The organism is Azospirillum sp. A23 (assembly GCF_042938965.1).
Classification (GTDB): Bacteria; Pseudomonadota; Alphaproteobacteria; order Azospirillales; family Azospirillaceae; genus Azospirillum; species Azospirillum melinis.
This window is the reverse complement of sequence record NZ_CP170666.1, coordinates 763,283-778,371: the sequence shown is the minus strand read 5'-3', so window position 1 is coordinate 778,371 and position 15,089 is coordinate 763,283. Positions and strand designations below refer to the sequence as shown.

Genomic DNA, 15,089 nt, shown 5'->3' with positions numbered 1-15,089 from the left:
GGGGAAGGGACGGGCATGGATCTCGGTCAGATCATCCGCAGTCACCAGCAGGGTGATCTGACACAGGCGGAGGCGGGATACCGCGAATTCCTGACGGCCATGCCCGGCCATCTCCAGGCGCTCCAGATGCTGAGCCTGCTGCTGATGCAGACCCGCCGTCCCGCCGAGGCCGCCGACCATTTCCGTCAGGTGGCGGCGGCCCAGCCCGACAGCCCGGATCAGTGGGCCAATTATGCCAGCCTGCTGCGCGGGGCCGGCCGGCCGGAGGATGCCGAATATGCCTGCCGGCGGGCCCTGGCACTGGCGCCGGCCCATGTGGCGGGGGCTTACAATCTGGCGAACCTCCTCGCCGCCCCGCCGCCGGCCGGCACCGGATCGCCCCTGGAGTCGGCCGGCTGGTACCAGCGCATCCTGGCCGTGGCGCCCGACCACAAGCAGGCGCGGAACAATCTGGAGGTTCTGCGCCGCAAGGAGGCCGGCCGATTGGAAATCGCCGCCCGCCGTGTTGTGGCGCTCGACCCGCAGTCGGTGCGCGGACATGACGCCCTTGCCCGGCTGCATCAGTACCGCAGCGGGCTGTTGGACTGGACGCCGGGGAAGGCGATGACGCTCGATCTCGGTCTGGCGGTGAAGGCCTTCGATCATCTGCACCGGGTCCAGACGGTCCATCCCGACGAGCCGGGCAGTCTGCGCCTGTGGCTGGCGCTGGCGCTCGACCTGTTCCAACTGGGTGCGCTTGACGACCGGCGGCTTTCATGGGCGGCGCGGGCGGCGTGGCGGCGCCTGCGCGGCGATCCAAAGGATGCCCTGGCCGCCTCGATTGTGGGCTATCACGTCTATCGCCGGGGACGCCTGACCCTTGCATCGAAGCTGCAGATGAGATTCGCCGCCCGTTTTACGGATGCGGAACTGGACGGTGCCGGGGAACTCGGGTCCTGGTCGATGCTGCGGGCGGACGATGCGTTCTTCGAACGCTTGCCCTTGCTGGACAGCATCATCGCCCGGCTGCCGGACATGACCATCGTGGCGGATCTGCCGGAGGGCAGCGGCCCGGTCATCATGGTGAGCGGCGACGAGAACTATGTGCGCCGTTTCGGACCGGACCTTTTCCGGTCCATCGGCGAGCGCAGTCCCGGCGCGTCGGTCGTGCTGAACGTGGTTTCGCCGACGCCGTCGCTGTTGGGGATGCTGGGCGAATGGCGGCGGCTTTATCCGCTGTCCATCGGCCTGTCGACCGAGCAGCCGGACTTCACCGCCTGGTCCCATGCGCAGCGCGTCACCTATTACGCCTGCGCGCGTTTCATCCGCGTCCAGCAATGGCACCGGCATCTTGGCCGGCCGCTGATCCTGATCGATCTGGACGCGACAACCCGCAGCGATCTGCGGTTGCTTTCCGCCGAAACGGCGGGATTCGACCTCGGCATCCTCCACGATCGCAGGCGGCGCGGACCGTTCCGCGAGGTTCCCGTCGGTTTCGTCTATTACAACGACACGCCGCTCGCCGGGCAGTATCTGGCGACGGTGGCGGCCTATATCGGCCATTTCCTGCTGGAGGGCCGGCCGGAGTGGATGCTCGACCAGACCGCCCATCTGGCCGTGCTGGACTGGTTAAGCCGCCATCGACCGGACCTGCGCATCCACCGCTACGACTTCCAGAATTTTCCGCACTGCGCCTTCATTGGCGAGAAATAGCGTCGGCGCCTCACGCCGGAACGCGGCTCCTCAGCGCACAGCGCGCGGCGGCAAGGTCCCAGGCGGCGCAGCCGACGCTCTTGAACAGGCGTGGCCTGTCGGTCAGGCCGGTGCCGTCCTGCGCCTTGGCCAGCGCGTCGGCCAGCGAGCGTCCGCTCGTCCAGTCGAAGCCGGCCTGGATCAGGTCGCCGGCCTCATGGCGCGCGCCGGCCGGGTCGTCGATGAAGACGTCGCTGCCATGGATGGAGGTTGGACCGTACTCGGCCATCTCCGGTTTGAAGGCGCCGACGCCGACCAGCAGCCGGTCCGGCCGCGGTGCTTCGTCATAGACCGGCACGAGGCTGGTCGTCAGGGTGATGACGACATCGACGGCGGGGTCCACCGCCCCGGAGGCCGGACGCAGATCGATTCCAGCCACGCCGGAGGTCCGGCAGAAGGACTGGCAGGCCTCTTCTCGCCGGCCATGCACGTCGACCTGGACCCCGGGGTAGAGCGATGCCAGCGCCTCGACATGATACGCGGCCTGCTTGCCGGTGCCGAACAGGGCGACATGCTGCGGAGGGCGCCGGGCGAGCGTCCGGATTGCCAGCATCGACACGGCGGCGGTGCGGCGGCCGGTGACCGTCGGCCCGTCGAGGATCGCCAGCGGGGCCCCGGTGGCGCCGTCATAGGCGGCGACCACGCCATGGATGGTCGGCAGCCCGAGCGCTCCATTCCCCGGACAGACATTGACCAGCTTGTGGATGCCGATATCCCCGGCCGTCGCCGGCATGGACAGGAGGACGCCATTCTGCGGCAGCGGCAGGACCTGCCGTTCCGGGCTGTGGATCCGGCCGGCGGCATAGTCGCGGGCCGCATCGGCGATGGCATCGCACAGGGGAGCGAAAGGCAGGAGTTCGGCCGTTTCCGCGGGCGACAGCATGGACAGGGCGGCTGTGGTCAAGGCGGTGCTCTCCTCGCGACGGATGGGCGTCAGGGACCGTCACGCTATATGCAGCCCGGACGATGCGCCACAAAATTTTCGTATAAGAAAAATTTCCGCCGTCTATACTCTCTCGGCCGGCCGAGCCGGTCGCATCAAGTCGGGAAGACAGCGTGGGCGGATCATCACAGCGAACCGGCCGGGACGGGCAAGGGCCGAACGGTACGGCGGGCATGCTTGCGCCGACGCTGAAGCGCCTGAGGGCGGCCGCGCAGCTGACGCTTCAGCAGTTGAGCGAGCGGTCAGGCGTCTCGATATCGACCCTGTCGAAGATCGAGAACGGGCAGCTGTCGCCGACCTACGAGAAGATTGCCGCACTGGCCTCCGGCCTGGGGGTGGAGGTGGGGGTGCTGTTCGGTCAAGTCGCGAAGCCGACCCCGCTGGGCCGCCGCAGCGTCACCAGGGCCGGTGGCGGCGCGGTGCACGAAACCGACCAGTACCGGTACGAGGCGGTGAACGCCGATCTGCCCGACAAGCGGTTCGTCCCGCTGGTGACCACGATCAAGGCACGCAGCATCCAGCAATTCGGCGAACTTTCCCGCCATGATGGCGAGGAGTTCATCTATGTGCTGGAAGGAGAGGTGACGGTTCACAGCGATTACTACACGCCCCTGACCCTGTCCAAGGGCGATTCCTGCTATTTCGACAGCGCCATGGGGCATGCCTGCATCTCGGGTGGCGAGGGGAATGCGCGGGTTCTCTGGGTCTGCTCGCACACCTCGCTCGCCTGATACATCGAGGCGGGCAGGACAGCGGAAAAGTTGCAGACCCGCGCAGGAGTCCCATGTCGGTGCCGTAACAAGGAACAGACGCGGCCATGGATGCCGCTGACCAGTTCATTTGACGGAACGGCGACGACATGGACGGGAACGCGACACGGCGTACCGACGGATTGCTGCGCCTTGCGGTCCAGCATCACAATGCCGGACAAACCGAGCGGGCGGAGCGTTTCTATCGCGAGATCCTGCGGATCGACCCGACGCATGGCGACGCCGCCCATCTGCTGGGCCATATCGCCTTTCAGGATGGGCGGCGCACCGACGCCACCCGTCTGTTCGACACCGCGGCGCGCTCCAACGCGCTGGTCGGCTCCTATCATCTGGCATTGGGGCAGGCGCTGATGGAGGAGGGGCGGGTGACCGCGGCGCTTGCCAGCGCCCGCCGGGCTCTCGCCGTCAACCCGGACGACGCCGATGCGCTCTGTCTGCTGGGCGCCATTGCCGGGCGGCAGGCGCGGCCGGTGCAGGCCCTGCGCTGCTACCGCGCGGCGGCCCGTCTGGTGCCGGGTGCGGCCGAACCGCGGCTCGGCATGGGCCGCGCGCTGGAGGATCTGCGGCAGGCCGTTGCGGCCATCGGCTGCTACCGGCTGGCGGCGAGGCTGCGGCCGCAGGATGCCGCCACCCGGATCGCGCTGGCCAACGCATTGCGCCGCTGGGGTGCAGTGACCGAGGCCGCCGCGGCGTATCGGGAGGCCATCGGGCTGGGTGCCGATACCGGATCGGTCTGGGCCAATCTGGGTGCCGCGCTCCAGGGAGCGGGCCGGCTGGCCGAGGCGGAAAGTGCCTATGGCGAGGCGTTGCGGCGCCAGTCCGATCATGCCGAGACACGCAACAATCTGGGCCTGCTGCTGCATGCGCTCAGCCGTCACGCAGAGGCGCGCGACCGGTTCCGGACCGCATTGGCGCTCGATCCCTGTCATGTGCCGGCCCTCGTCAATCTCGGGCTGGCGGAGTCCGCGCTCGGGGATTTTGGCCGTGCCGAGCGCTGGCAGCGCCGCGCCCTTTCCCGCGACCCCGGTCAGGCGGAGGCCTGGAACAATCTCGGCAACGCCTGCAAGGCGCAGGCGCGTCCGGTGGAGGCGGAAGCCTGCTGGAGGCGGGCGCTGGCGCTCAACCCCGCTTTCGCCGATGCGCTGGGCAATCTCGGCGCCGATCTCTCCGACCGCGAAGCCTTTGCCCTGGCGACCGTGCAGGTGCGCCGGGCCATCCGGCTGATGCCCGGTCATGCGCCTTTGCATGCCGTTCTGGCCTATGCGCTGAATGGCGCCCAACGGCCGGTCGAGGCCGATGCCGCCTGCCGCCGGGCATTGGCGCTGGCGCCGTCGCTGGCCGATCCGCTCTGCACCCTGGGGCTGGCGGAGCAGAGGCAGGGCCGTGCCGATGCCGGCCGCTGGTTCGAGCGGGCGGTCGCCGCCACCCCCGGCCATGCGCTGGCCCGCTTCAACCGCGGCCTGCTGTCGCTGGAGCGCGGCGCGCTGAGCGCCGGCTGGGCCGACTACGCCTTCCGCTTCAAGGCCGGCCGCGTCCGCCCGGAACGGCGCTTCACCATTCCCGAATGGACGGGCGAGCCGCTGGCCGGCAAGCGTCTGTTCGTCTGGCGCGAGCAGGGGGTGGGCGACGAGTTCCTGTTCGCGTCCTGCTATCCCGACCTGATCAAGATGGCGGGGCATGTGGTGATCGAATGCGAACGCCGGCTGGTGCCGCTGTTTGCCCGCTCCTTCCCGAAGGCGACCTTGCGGGCCGAGCAGCCGCCCTGCGGGCTGATGGAAGCCGAGACGGTCGATTGCGACTATCACGTCCCCGCCGGCTCGATCCCCCGTCTGCTGCGGGAACGGCTGTCGGCCTTCCCGACGCGGTCCTGCTGGCTGTTCGCCCAGGGTGGCCGCGTCGCCGACTGGCGCGAGCGGCTGGACGGCGCCGGCGACGACCTGCGTGTCGGCATCAGCTGGCGCAGCCAAGTGATGACCGCCGACCGCCGCAACGCCTATCTGCCGCTGGATGCCTGGGGCTCGGTCTTCTCCGTGCCCGGCGTCACCTTCGTGAATTTGCAATATGACGAGTGCCAGCGCGAGATCCTGGCGGCGGAACGCCGGTTCGGGCAGCCGATCTATGGCTGGACCGGGCTCGACCTGCGCGACGATTTCGAAGAGACGGCGGCGCTGGTCTCGGCTCTCGACCTCGTCATCGCGCCGGCGAATTCGGTGGCGGAGCTTGCCGGTGCGCTGGGCGTGCCGGTCTGGCGCTTCGGCCATCGCGACTGGACGCAGCTCGGCACCGCCGGGCGGCCCTGGTACCCGTCGATGCGTCTGTTCCAGCCGCTGGGCGGCCAAGGGCTGGAACAGGCGCTTGAGCGCATTGCAGTGGAACTGCGACGGGTCGTGGCGAACTGACGGCTATATCAGCCGGCTACATCAACCGGGGCGGCTGATCGCCATCCTCATCGAAGCCGCGGTCGCACGGCGGCAAACGGAAAGCCGCGGCAAAGATGCGGTCGGCGAGACCGGGCGGCGGGCGGTCTTCGGAATGGCCCAGCGCCAGCTCCATCGTCACCATCTCGTCCAGCATCGCCTGCGCCTTGACCGAACGCAGAAGAAGGCGCCGCGCGTCCCTGGCCGCGTCGGCCGGCCAAAGAGCGAGGTCGCCTCCGTGACGATCGAGCCGATCGCGAAACTCCTCATCCGTCATCGAAGGAATCCCTGGCCGCCTGCGCACTGGCGCGCAGAAGCAGCCGGAGCTGCTGGCGCGCGCGTTTCAACAGCGACTCTACAGCACCTATGCTGATTTGCATAACGCTGGCGATGTCGGCGTTGCTTAAATTCTCGTAATAAAACAGGGTCACGGCGGCGCGCTGCTGCGGAGTCAGTCTGTCCTGGGCCTCCAGCAGCCGGGCGGCGACCTGCCGGCGATGGATGGTGCTGACCGCATCCGGCGCGTTGTCCGACGGCTCCGCCACGGTTTCAAGATCCTGGCCGACCGGCCGCCGCTTGTGGTCGATGCAGCGGTTCACCACCACCCGGTAGAGCCAGGTGGTGAAGCGGGCGCCGCCATCGTCGCTCCATTGGCTGCGGCGTTGCCAGACCTGGAGGAAGGCGTCCTGCACCACATCCTCCGCCTCCGCCTCGTTGCCGGTCAGGCGACGGGCCAGGGCGTAGGTGCGCTTCAGGTGGCGATGAACCAGCGTCCGGTACGCCGTCTGGCTGCCGGAGCGGATTTGCGCCATCAGCGCTTCGTCGCTGTCCTCGTCCGCAGGGATGATGACGCCGGAGGTTGACCCCCGGCTCAGATCCCCGGACATGGAGCGCCCGGCACCGGAATCCTCGCAAGGACGGTCAAGCCGAGAGTCCGCCATTTGCATGATCCATCGTTCTCCCGACGACGGATGCATGCGGCCCTTTGGCCGTGGCACCGACGACAGTGGATGGCCCGCCGCGTTCTGCGGCCACGGCCTGCCAAGCCTTCAGCATGAAGGACGTCTGGCGGATGAGCGAGTCACAGGCCGCAACCGGATCCGTCCGGCTGGCGGCGGCGCCGGCCTGCGCGATCAGCCGGTGGTAGAACCGGCGAAGCGTCAGCGCGACATCCTCATTTTTGTCGAAAACCAGAATGGAATCAAGGCCCGCGAACACCATGACCGCGTTTCGGATCGCGGTGTGGTGCGCTTCGAACCGGCGCTCCGCGGCGGCGTCGCGGGCGGCGTGCAAATGGGTCATCGCCCGCTCGTACAGCCGCACCACCGCCATCAGCGGCGGCACCGCGCTGTTGGCGACGGCATAGGCGTTCAGGGCCTTCGAATAGGCGGAATTGCGCATGGCGCCAAATCCTTATCGTTGGATGGACTTGACCGGTGTCAGCTGTCGCTGCTGCTGTCCTTGTAGGTCAGCTGTTTTAGCAGCAGCGCCGCCTGTTCCGCCGCCGCCTCCAGCCTGGCGTAATAGGCGGTCAGGGTGCTGCGGTAGGTCTCGGCCTTGGTCTTGATGTCGGTGGACCGGCTTTCCAGCTCGGTGTCCCGGGTTTCCAGATCGTCGATGGCGGTGGCGAGGTCGCTGCCGTAGGTGGCCGACGCATCGTCGATGACGCCGAACAGCTTGTCGGCCAGCCCCTGCGAGAAGTCGATGTCGACGCTGCCGCTGTTGCCGGAATAGACCAGCACGATGCCTTCATAGGCCGAACCGGTCGCACCGATGATGCGGTTGCCGCTGACGGTGAACAGGCTGCTGTCGCCGCCGACCGATGCCGAGGCCAGCGTCCCGTCGTCGCCGCGTACGATGTCCAGCGTGAAGGACAGCGCCGAGGCGCTGCTGGTGTAGCGCAGCAGCGACATCTGGCTGGAGGACGAGGTCATGTTGAGGCCGAGCAACTGCTTGACCGAGTCGACGTCGCTGCTGAGGATGCTGTTCAGCGTGTCCTCGTCCAGCTCCAGCTCGTTGGAACTGTTGAAGCTGATGCCCAGCGAGGCCATCGACAGAACCGTGCCGTCGTCGGTGGTGATGGAGGTGTTGAGCGCGCTGTTCACCGACCGGACGATCTGCCGCAGCAGGCTGTCGGAAAACAGCGTGGCGTCGCTGGACGCCGTGCCGTCGCTGGTCGTCGCCTGTTGCGTCACCACGAAGTCGCGGTATTCGTTGTAGGCATCGACGAAGCCGGTGATCGCCGACTTGATCGAGGACAGGTCGGTCGACACCTCCATCGGGATCGCCGTGTCCGGGCTGGCGCTGTAGAGGGTCAGCGTCACGCCTTCGATGGCGTCGTCGATGGTGTTGGAACTGCGGGTGATGGTGACGCCGTCCACTTCCACGATTGCCTTCTGCACGGCGACCAGCTCGTTCTTGATGGCGCCGTCGCTGTCGGTCAGCCCGAGCGACGAGAGGACGCCATCGCCGCCGTCGGTCATGGAAATGGTCTGGCCGGTGTTGTTGGAGGTCAGGATCAGCTGATAGCTGCTGTCGCTGACCTGCACGATGCTGGCGGTGACGCCGCTGGTCGATTTGTTGGCGTTGATGGCGTCGCGCAGGTCGGTCAGGCTGTCGTCGCTGTCCATCGCGATGGTGACGGCGCTGCCGTCGGCCGCCTGGAGCGTGAAGCTGCCGGAATAGCCCAGCGCGTTTGTCTTGCTGGCGACGCCGTCCGCCGCGATCTTGTGCTTGGTGGCGAGCTGCTGCACCACGACCGAATAGGTGCCGACCTCCGTATCGTCGTCCACCGTGGCGCTGAACACATCGTCGTCGCCGACATAGGCGGTCCGCTGACCGAACAGGTTGGAGGACGCGCCGGTGGAGACGCTGCGGTTGCGCAGCCCGTCGATGGCGTCGCTGACCGCCTGCAGCTTGTCCTGAAGGTCGGTGTAGGCGGTGATCTTCGCTTCGTTCGCGGTGATCTTGGTGTCTATGCGGTCGGCCTTGGCCAGCCGCGCGTTCACCTTGGCCTCGATCAGCAGGGAATAGTCGATGCCGGTGCCGGAATCGCTGGAGGACAGCGCCGAATAGCCCGTCGTCGCGGCCGTGCTGGAGGTGGTGGAACTGACGGTGGTCATGGCAAGACTCTCCCGGTTCCGGCCGCGGGGGATGCGGCGGATGGCGCGGCGATGCGGGGTTTTGCAGCGCTGACGATGGAAGGAAACGGCCGCCGGGGGCGCGCGCCCCACGAGTGTGTGAGGCTGTGCGGGACGCGGCACCCTTGCCCGGCGGCCTTGCGAACCGTCAGCGGAGAAGGGAGAGCAGATTCTCGGGCATCTGGTTCGCTTGGGACAGCACGGCGATGGCGGCCTGGGTCAGGACCTTCTCCGATGCCAGTTTGGATTGCTCCTCGGCCACGTCGACATCCATGATCTTGGACTGGGCGGCCTCGGTGTTCTCGATGGTGGTGTCGATCATGTCGCTGCGGAATTCGAAGCGCGAGATCAGCGCGCCGACGTCGGCGCGGGCGTCCGACAGGGTGGTGACCGCGGTGTCGAGCGCCGTCAGCGCGGCGGCGGCGGTGGCCGAGGTGCCGACATCCAGCGTGTTGATGCCGAGCCCCGTCGTGGTGACGCCGGCGATCTGCACGGTGATGTTGTCGTTCGAGGTGGTGCCGACGCGGAAGGACACGCCGGTCGACCAGTTGGTCGCGCCGTCGAGCAGGGATTCGTCGTTGAAGCGGGTGCCGGACGCGATGCCGTCGATTTCGTCCTGCAACTGCTGGAACTCGGCATCGAGGTAGGAACGCTCGTTGTCGGTGACCGAGCCGGACAGCGACTGCGTGGCGAGCGAGCGCATGCGCTGCACGATGTCGGAGATGCTGGACATGCCGCCGTCGGCGGTCTGGAGAATGGACGATCCGTGCGAGGCGTTGGTGGCCGCCTGGTTCAGCACCGTGACGTCGGATTTCAGCGAGGTGCCGACGGCAAGACCGGCGGCATCGTCCGACGCCTTGGTGATGCGCGAACCGCTGGCGATCTTCGAGACCGAGTCCGACTGGTTGGTCGAGTTGATGTTGAGGTAACGAAGGGCCGAATTGGAAGCCGTGTTGGTCGAGATGACGGGCATGATGTGGTCTCCTGATCGAACCGGGCCGTTTCGGCGACCCTCACTGGGACTCACGGGGCAGGCGGCGAAAGCTGGCGGACTTTTTCGATGGGAGTAGCGCTTTTTTGCGGAGCCCCGACCCTCACAGATATTTGGACAGGTTGTTCTCTTCGAGGATCTTCATCAGGCTCATGGTCGCCTCCAGCGAGGCCTGGAGCTGCGACAGTTTGGTGGTGGATTCGGCCAGATCGACGCTGCGGATGTCCTCCACCTGGGTTTGCAGCACCAGCTGCTCGTCCACATGGCGGTCGATGGTGTTCTCCAGCGAGGAGCTGGCGGCACCCAGCTTGGCCTGGACGATGGACAGCCCGTCGGTGGCGTCGGATGCGAGCTGCGTCGCCTCGGCCAGCAGATCGGTGTCGACCGGATCGGTCGACATGTTGGCGATCAGGCTGAAGGCGCGCAGGGCTTTCTCGAAGGCCGGCTGGTCGGCGGTGACGCCGTAGGACAGCACGAAATCGTCGGCGGCCTGGAAATGGGCGACGGTGGAATCGCCCTGGTAATAGCCGGTGTCGGCACTGGAGGGATAGGTCGCCGCGCTGTAGCTGTCGAGATCGACCGCCGGCTGGTCGGTGCGCCCGCCGGCGAACAGATAGCGGCCGTCCTGGCGGGTGTTCAGCAGCCCGCCGAGTTCCTCCATCAGCTGGCCGGCCTCGGCCACCACGCCTTCGACGCCGGCCGCATTGTTGCCTTGCAGGCCGGTGATCAGCGCGCTGAGGCGGGAGGTCAGGTCGGACATGCCGCCGACGGCGTCGTACATCGACTGGATGCGGCCGTTCACGACCTCGCCCTCGTCGATATACTGTTCCAGCCGGCGGTAATGGCTTTCGAGATTCACCAGCCGGCCGCTGTCCGAGGCGATCCCCTTATAGTCGGTGGAGTTCAGCCCCGACGCCGAGCGGACCTGTTCCGCGGCCACCTTGGCCTCGGCCTTCATCATGTATTGGACGAGCGTGTTCTGATGGTTGTAGGTCGCGACCCGTTCCATCGCGGTCTCCTCTACTGGACCATGTCGAGCGCCGTGCTGAACATCTCCTGCAACGTCTTCATGACCGCGGCGGCGGCCTCGTAGGCGGATTGCAGGGTGGAGATCGCGGCGGTCTCCTCGTCGACATTCACGCCGCTCTGCGACGAGAAGGTCGATTCGAGGCTGCTGGTGTAGGTTTTCTGGCTGTCGTAGGCGGTGGATGCCTTGTCGGCGAGCGTTGCCGCCCCCTGGATCACCGCACCGGCGTAGCCGGCGAAGCTCGTGCTGCGGGCGCTCAAGGACCCGGCGGCATCGAAGTCGTAGCTGGCGGAAAAGGCTGCCGACAGCGCCTTCGCCACCGACCCCTCGCCACTGGTCAGCGCCGTGTCCCCGGCGGTCAGCCCGCTGGCGGAGGACAGGGCGCCGGTGGCGAGAAGGCTGCTGTCGCCGGCGATGCGGGTTGCCACCTTGATGTCGGAGGCCCCGGTGCCGGTCAGCAGGTCGTTCAGGCCATAGGCGTCGGAGAAGGCGCCGGTCGTGCCATCGTTGGCGTCGCCGCCCAGTGCGATGCCGTTGCCGGTGCCGGTGGCGGCGATGACCAGCTTGCCGTCGGCGGAGATCGAGGCCGAGGCGCTGCTCATCGTGTTGATGGCGTCGACGACGTCCTGAAGGGTCGATTTGGTCGACAGGTCGATGTCGAGAACCTCCGCCGCCGTGCCGGAACTGTCGGTGACCGCGAGGCGCAGCGTGCCACCGGTCACCTTCAGCGCGTCGCTGGCCGAGACGGTCTCCGTGCCGGTCAGGCTTTGCGGGGCGGGGTAGGAGGTGCCCTGGTTCTGGATGGCGTTCAGCCTGTCCATCAGGGTGGTCGCCAGCTCGTCCAGGCCGGCCTGCTGCGCCGGCAGGTCGGTGTCGCGCAGCTGAACCAGCGCGCCCAGCGAACCGCCGAGCGACGAGCCGGTGACGTCCACCCCGTTCAGCATGATGCCGCCGAAGCCGCTGCTGCCGCTGGCGCTGTACACCGTGCTGGCGCTGACCGAGGCGGCCGGCGTGTAGGACAGCTCATGCACCTTGGTGTCGAGCAGCGACTTGCCCGACGCGGTGGAGATGCGCATCAGCCCGCTGTCGTCGACCTGATAGGTGACGTCGATGGACTTGGACAGGCTCTTCAGCGCGGTGTTGCGCTGGTCCTCCAGGTCGGTGACGTTCTGGCCCAGCGCCTTTCCCTTCACGATCCGGTCGTTGAGGGAATCGATGCCGGTCAGCGTCTCGTTGATGGTGTCGACGGTGGTGGCGATTTCGTCGTCGGCCTGGGCGCGCAGCGACTGGATGGACGAGGAGGTGTTGCGCAGTGTCTCCGCCAGATCCGACAGGTCCTGCACGGTTGCGGCCTTGGCGCTCTCGCTTTCGGGAGAGGTCGCCAGCGTGCCCAGCGTGTCCGCCAGCGCGTCGATCATCGACCCGATGTCGGTGCCGCCGCTGTCGTCGTCGCTGACGCTGCCGAAGGCCGACTGCATCCGGTCGAGATAGCTGTTGCGGGTGTCGGTGTAGCCGAGGTCGGACTGGGCCGAGACGAGCGTCTTCAGCAGATAGCGGTCGACGTTGCTGCTGACCGCGGTGACGTCGACGCTGGCGACGTTGACGCCGGTGTTGCGGGTGACGTTGGACGCGGTCTTGCGGGTGTAGCCGTCGGTGTCGGCATTGGCGACGTTGGAGGAGGCGACGGCGATCCCGACCTCGGACGTGCGCAGCGCCGATGAGGCGATGGAACTGGCGACGCGAAGCGACATGGCGGGCCTCCTTTCCGGCTTTCCGCGCTCAAATGGTCAGGCCGTCAGGCCGACGACATGGCCGGTGGTGCGCATCGCCACCCGCGCGCCATAGCGGGCGCCGGGGCCATAGGCGACGCCATAGACGCCGGCCGGCGCGGTGGACGCGGCGCGCAGGGCGGCGCCGATGGCGTTCTGGCGGGCGCGGTGAACCCTGATCTGCGCCTCCATCTCCCGCATGCGGGCGGCCAGCGCCGGCAGGACCCGGTCGGCGGCGGCCTTGGCGGCGCCGCGCACGGCAGGGGCGACGCGCTTGCTGCGCGTCTGCACCAGCGCATCGGCCAGCCGGTCCTTCCAGCTCCGCAGCAGCGTCTGCATGTCGCCCGCCGCCAGTAGCGCATCGCGCGGCCGCCCCTCGCGCACCGCCGCCTCGGCGCGCGTTGCGGCGCGGTCCAGTTCGGCGACGAAGGCCTCCAGAACCTCCACCGCATCGACACGGAGGAAGATGGTCGGGGTTTCCGGCGTGCCGCTCTGGCCAGGGGGCCGGGCGGGGGGCTGGACGGGAGCCTGGGCCTTGGTCAGAACGGGCTTCGGCGGGGCCGGCTTGCGCAAGGTCTGCTTGAGCGCCATAGCGATAGCTCCGGGTTTTGGATGTCTGGTTCCACGGCGGGTGGTGCGAAAACTGGCGGGGATTTTTGAGGGGAGCGTCGGCTTCGGTTGCCCGCTCCCACTACCGCCGCGTCGCCATCGCCCGCCCATAGGCGCTCATCGCGGCATTGGCGACCCGGCCGCGGTGGATCCGGGCTCCCAGCGCACGCTTTTCCACGTCCAGCCCGTCGATCAGCGCGATCAGATCGTCTGCCATCGCCAGCCGCTCGGCCTGCGTGGCGGTCCTCGCCAGCAGGGCCCGCGCCTGGACCGTCAGCCGCCGGTGCTCCATCAGCAGGGTCTCGGCGCGGGCGAAGCGTTCGTCGGGTGCGGCGCCCATGGCGTCAGCGCTTCATCGAAATCAGCGTGTCGATCATGTCCTGCGCCGTCGTCATCACCTTGGACGCGGCGGAATAGGCCTGCTGGGCGACGATCATCCGGCTGAACTCGTCGGTCAGCTCCACCGTGGAGCTTTCGAGCGAGCTGGCTTCGATCTCGCCGGCCTTGCCGTCGCCGGCGGTGCGCAGCTGGTAATTTCCGGACTCGTAGGTCTGGGTGAAGGTGGTTCCGCTCTCGCTCTCCAGCCCGTTGGAATTGGCGAAGGTCGCGATGGGGATCTGGTAGATCGCCCGCGTCTCGCCATTGTCGAAGGTGGCGCGCACCACGCCGCTGCTGTCGATGGTGGTCCCGGTCAGGGTGCCGGGCTCGTAGCCGTTGCCGGTGGCGGTCCAGTCGCCGATGGCGGCGGTGCTCTCGCCCGATGCGTATTGCGTCAGCCCGGTCGTGCTGTTGGCGCTGCCGAGCGACATCGTCACCGTGCTGTCGCCGGCGCCGGTGGTCCAGCCGCCGACCGAAAAGCCGATGGCCGACGGATCGACGCTGGTCGTGGTGCCGCCGCTGTCGGTCTGGGTGGCGCTGGCGAGCGAGCCGTCGCTGTTGAAGGCGATGGAGATCGGGAAGCCGGAGATCGTGCCGGTCGTGGTCGTGCCGTCGGCCGAGCCGGTCGGGTCGGATGCGTTGAGCGACCAGGTGTTGTCGGCCGTCTTGCTCCAGGTCATCGTCACCGAATGACTGTTGCCCAGGGCGTCGAACAGTTCCACGTCGGTGGTGAAGCTGTCGCCGGTCGCGGCGTCGGACGGCAGGTTGGCCTCGATGTCGAGCGTCGAGGTCGCCTTGGGCGTGCCCTTGATGCTGGTCAGGTTGATCGCCTGCAGGCTGTCGGTGGAGGTCTTGTTGCCGGCCTTGATGGTGCCGTCGTCGCCCACCGCCCAGCCATAGAGGTAATAGCCCTCCGAATTGACCAGATTGCCGTTGGAATCGGTGGAGAAGGAGCCGTTGCGGGTGAAGTAGGTGCCGCCGCTCGACGTCTTGTCCGACACGACGAAGAAGCCGTCGCCATTGACCGCCATGTTGGTGGTGGTCGCCGAGGACTGGATTTCGCCCTGGCGGCTGACGCTGCGGGTGTTGGACGCGATGACGCCGCCGACCTGCTCGTCCACCGTCGTGGTCTTGTTGATGTAGGAGGTGAACTCCGTCACCGTGCCCTTGAAGCCGGTGGTGCTGGAATTGGCGATGTTGCTGGAGATGCTGGCGAGCGCCTTGCTCTGGGCGGTCAGCCCGGACGTGGCGCTGTACATTGCGCTGGTGAGGCTCATGGCGGCACCTGTCTTTCGAATTGTCCGGGGGGAGGGG

Annotated in this window: 14 protein-coding genes; 3 read left to right on the top strand and 11 right to left on the bottom strand. The window is 67.7% G+C overall.

Annotation, left to right across the window (positions count from 1 at the left end; translation table 11 throughout):
- Positions 1–15: 15 nt before the first annotated feature.
- The gene (locus tag ABNQ40_RS12480; RefSeq protein ID WP_109048472.1) at positions 16–1,692 is read left to right on the top strand and encodes a tetratricopeptide repeat protein; all 1,677 of its coding nucleotides are present in this window, start codon (positions 16–18) and stop codon (positions 1,690–1,692) included.
- A gap of 10 nt (positions 1,693–1,702) precedes the next feature.
- Here ABNQ40_RS12480 and lhpI read toward each other — a convergent pair whose 3' ends face one another.
- Entirely contained in the window at positions 1,703–2,635 is a 933-nt protein-coding gene (gene lhpI, locus ABNQ40_RS12475) for a bifunctional Delta(1)-pyrroline-2-carboxylate/Delta(1)-piperideine-2-carboxylate reductase (RefSeq protein ID WP_247879624.1), read from the bottom strand.
- Between the two features lie 212 nt (positions 2,636–2,847).
- Here lhpI and ABNQ40_RS12470 point away from each other — a divergent pair, with 212 nt between their 5' ends.
- Together ABNQ40_RS12470 and ABNQ40_RS12465 are read left to right on the top strand one after the other, a co-directional pair.
- Positions 2,848–3,405 carry a helix-turn-helix domain-containing protein gene (locus ABNQ40_RS12470; RefSeq protein WP_109048473.1) on the top strand — a complete coding sequence of 186 codons (558 nt, stop codon included), beginning with the start codon at positions 2,848–2,850 and terminating at the stop codon, positions 3,403–3,405.
- A 128-nt stretch (positions 3,406–3,533) separates the two neighbouring features.
- Complete coding sequence (locus tag ABNQ40_RS12465; RefSeq protein WP_109048474.1) at positions 3,534–5,843, top strand: tetratricopeptide repeat protein; 2,310 nt, start codon at positions 3,534–3,536, stop codon at positions 5,841–5,843.
- Positions 5,844–5,859: 16 nt separating this feature from the next.
- Here the strand turns inward: ABNQ40_RS12465 and ABNQ40_RS12460 are convergent, their stop codons facing one another.
- The 10 genes from ABNQ40_RS12460 to flgE all read right to left on the bottom strand — a co-directional run bounded on the left by ABNQ40_RS12460 (position 5,860) and on the right by flgE (position 15,052).
- The gene (locus ABNQ40_RS12460) at positions 5,860–6,138 is read right to left on the bottom strand and encodes a hypothetical protein (RefSeq protein WP_109048475.1); all 279 of its coding nucleotides are present in this window, start codon (positions 6,136–6,138) and stop codon (positions 5,860–5,862) included.
- Entirely contained in the window at positions 6,128–6,748 is a 621-nt protein-coding gene (locus tag ABNQ40_RS12455) for an RNA polymerase sigma factor (protein ID WP_247879625.1), read from the bottom strand. Before ABNQ40_RS12455 ends, ABNQ40_RS12460 begins: the two co-directional genes overlap by 11 nt.
- A 34-nt stretch (positions 6,749–6,782) precedes the next feature.
- Positions 6,783–7,262: a flagellar protein FliS gene (locus tag ABNQ40_RS12450; RefSeq protein WP_109048477.1), complete on the bottom strand. Its 480-nt coding sequence runs from the start codon at positions 7,260–7,262 to the stop codon at positions 6,783–6,785.
- Between the two features lie 38 nt (positions 7,263–7,300).
- Positions 7,301–8,983 carry a flagellar filament capping protein FliD gene (fliD, locus tag ABNQ40_RS12445; RefSeq protein WP_109048478.1) on the bottom strand — a complete coding sequence of 561 codons (1,683 nt, stop codon included), beginning with the start codon at positions 8,981–8,983 and terminating at the stop codon, positions 7,301–7,303.
- A 166-nt stretch (positions 8,984–9,149) separates the two neighbouring features.
- On the bottom strand, positions 9,150–9,974 hold the full coding sequence (locus tag ABNQ40_RS12440; RefSeq protein ID WP_098736547.1) for a flagellin: 825 nt from the start codon (positions 9,972–9,974) through the stop codon (positions 9,150–9,152).
- A 121-nt stretch (positions 9,975–10,095) separates the two neighbouring features.
- Positions 10,096–11,001, bottom strand: coding sequence for a flagellin (locus ABNQ40_RS12435; protein WP_109048479.1), 906 nt, complete (start codon positions 10,999–11,001; stop codon positions 10,096–10,098).
- Between the two features lie 11 nt (positions 11,002–11,012).
- Positions 11,013–12,770, bottom strand: a complete 1,758-nt coding sequence (gene flgK / locus ABNQ40_RS12430; protein ID WP_109048480.1) for a flagellar hook-associated protein FlgK — start codon at positions 12,768–12,770, stop codon at positions 11,013–11,015.
- Between the two features lie 36 nt (positions 12,771–12,806).
- Complete coding sequence (locus tag ABNQ40_RS12425; protein ID WP_109048481.1) at positions 12,807–13,379, bottom strand: hypothetical protein; 573 nt, start codon at positions 13,377–13,379, stop codon at positions 12,807–12,809.
- A 100-nt stretch (positions 13,380–13,479) separates the two neighbouring features.
- A complete protein-coding gene (locus ABNQ40_RS12420; protein ID WP_109048482.1) occupies positions 13,480–13,737 on the bottom strand; it encodes a hypothetical protein in 258 nt (85 codons plus the stop codon).
- A 4-nt stretch (positions 13,738–13,741) separates the two neighbouring features.
- Positions 13,742–15,052: a flagellar hook protein FlgE gene (gene flgE / locus ABNQ40_RS12415; RefSeq protein ID WP_109048483.1), complete on the bottom strand. Its 1,311-nt coding sequence runs from the start codon at positions 15,050–15,052 to the stop codon at positions 13,742–13,744.
- Between the last annotated feature and the right edge of the window lie 37 nt (positions 15,053–15,089).

Coding starts and splice junctions, on each gene's coding strand:
- ABNQ40_RS12440 (WP_098736547.1), bottom strand. CDS start 9,974: ATGCCCGTCATCTCGACCAACACGGCTTCCAATTCGGCCCTTCGTTAC.
- ABNQ40_RS12420 (WP_109048482.1), bottom strand. CDS start 13,737: ATGGGCGCCGCACCCGACGAACGCTTCGCCCGCGCCGAGACCCTGCTG.
- flgE (WP_109048483.1), bottom strand. CDS start 15,052: ATGAGCCTCACCAGCGCAATGTACAGCGCCACGTCCGGGCTGACCGCC.
- ABNQ40_RS12455 (WP_247879625.1), bottom strand. CDS start 6,748: ATGTCCGGGGATCTGAGCCGGGGGTCAACCTCCGGCGTCATCATCCCT.
- ABNQ40_RS12480 (WP_109048472.1), top strand. CDS start 16: ATGGATCTCGGTCAGATCATCCGCAGTCACCAGCAGGGTGATCTGACA.
- ABNQ40_RS12450 (WP_109048477.1), bottom strand. CDS start 7,262: ATGCGCAATTCCGCCTATTCGAAGGCCCTGAACGCCTATGCCGTCGCC.
- ABNQ40_RS12460 (WP_109048475.1), bottom strand. CDS start 6,138: ATGACGGATGAGGAGTTTCGCGATCGGCTCGATCGTCACGGAGGCGAC.
- ABNQ40_RS12470 (WP_109048473.1), top strand. CDS start 2,848: ATGCTTGCGCCGACGCTGAAGCGCCTGAGGGCGGCCGCGCAGCTGACG.
- flgK (WP_109048480.1), bottom strand. CDS start 12,770: ATGTCGCTTCGCGTCGCCAGTTCCATCGCCTCATCGGCGCTGCGCACG.
- ABNQ40_RS12425 (WP_109048481.1), bottom strand. CDS start 13,379: ATGGCGCTCAAGCAGACCTTGCGCAAGCCGGCCCCGCCGAAGCCCGTT.
- ABNQ40_RS12435 (WP_109048479.1), bottom strand. CDS start 11,001: ATGGAACGGGTCGCGACCTACAACCATCAGAACACGCTCGTCCAATAC.
- fliD (WP_109048478.1), bottom strand. CDS start 8,983: ATGACCACCGTCAGTTCCACCACCTCCAGCACGGCCGCGACGACGGGC.
- ABNQ40_RS12465 (WP_109048474.1), top strand. CDS start 3,534: ATGGACGGGAACGCGACACGGCGTACCGACGGATTGCTGCGCCTTGCG.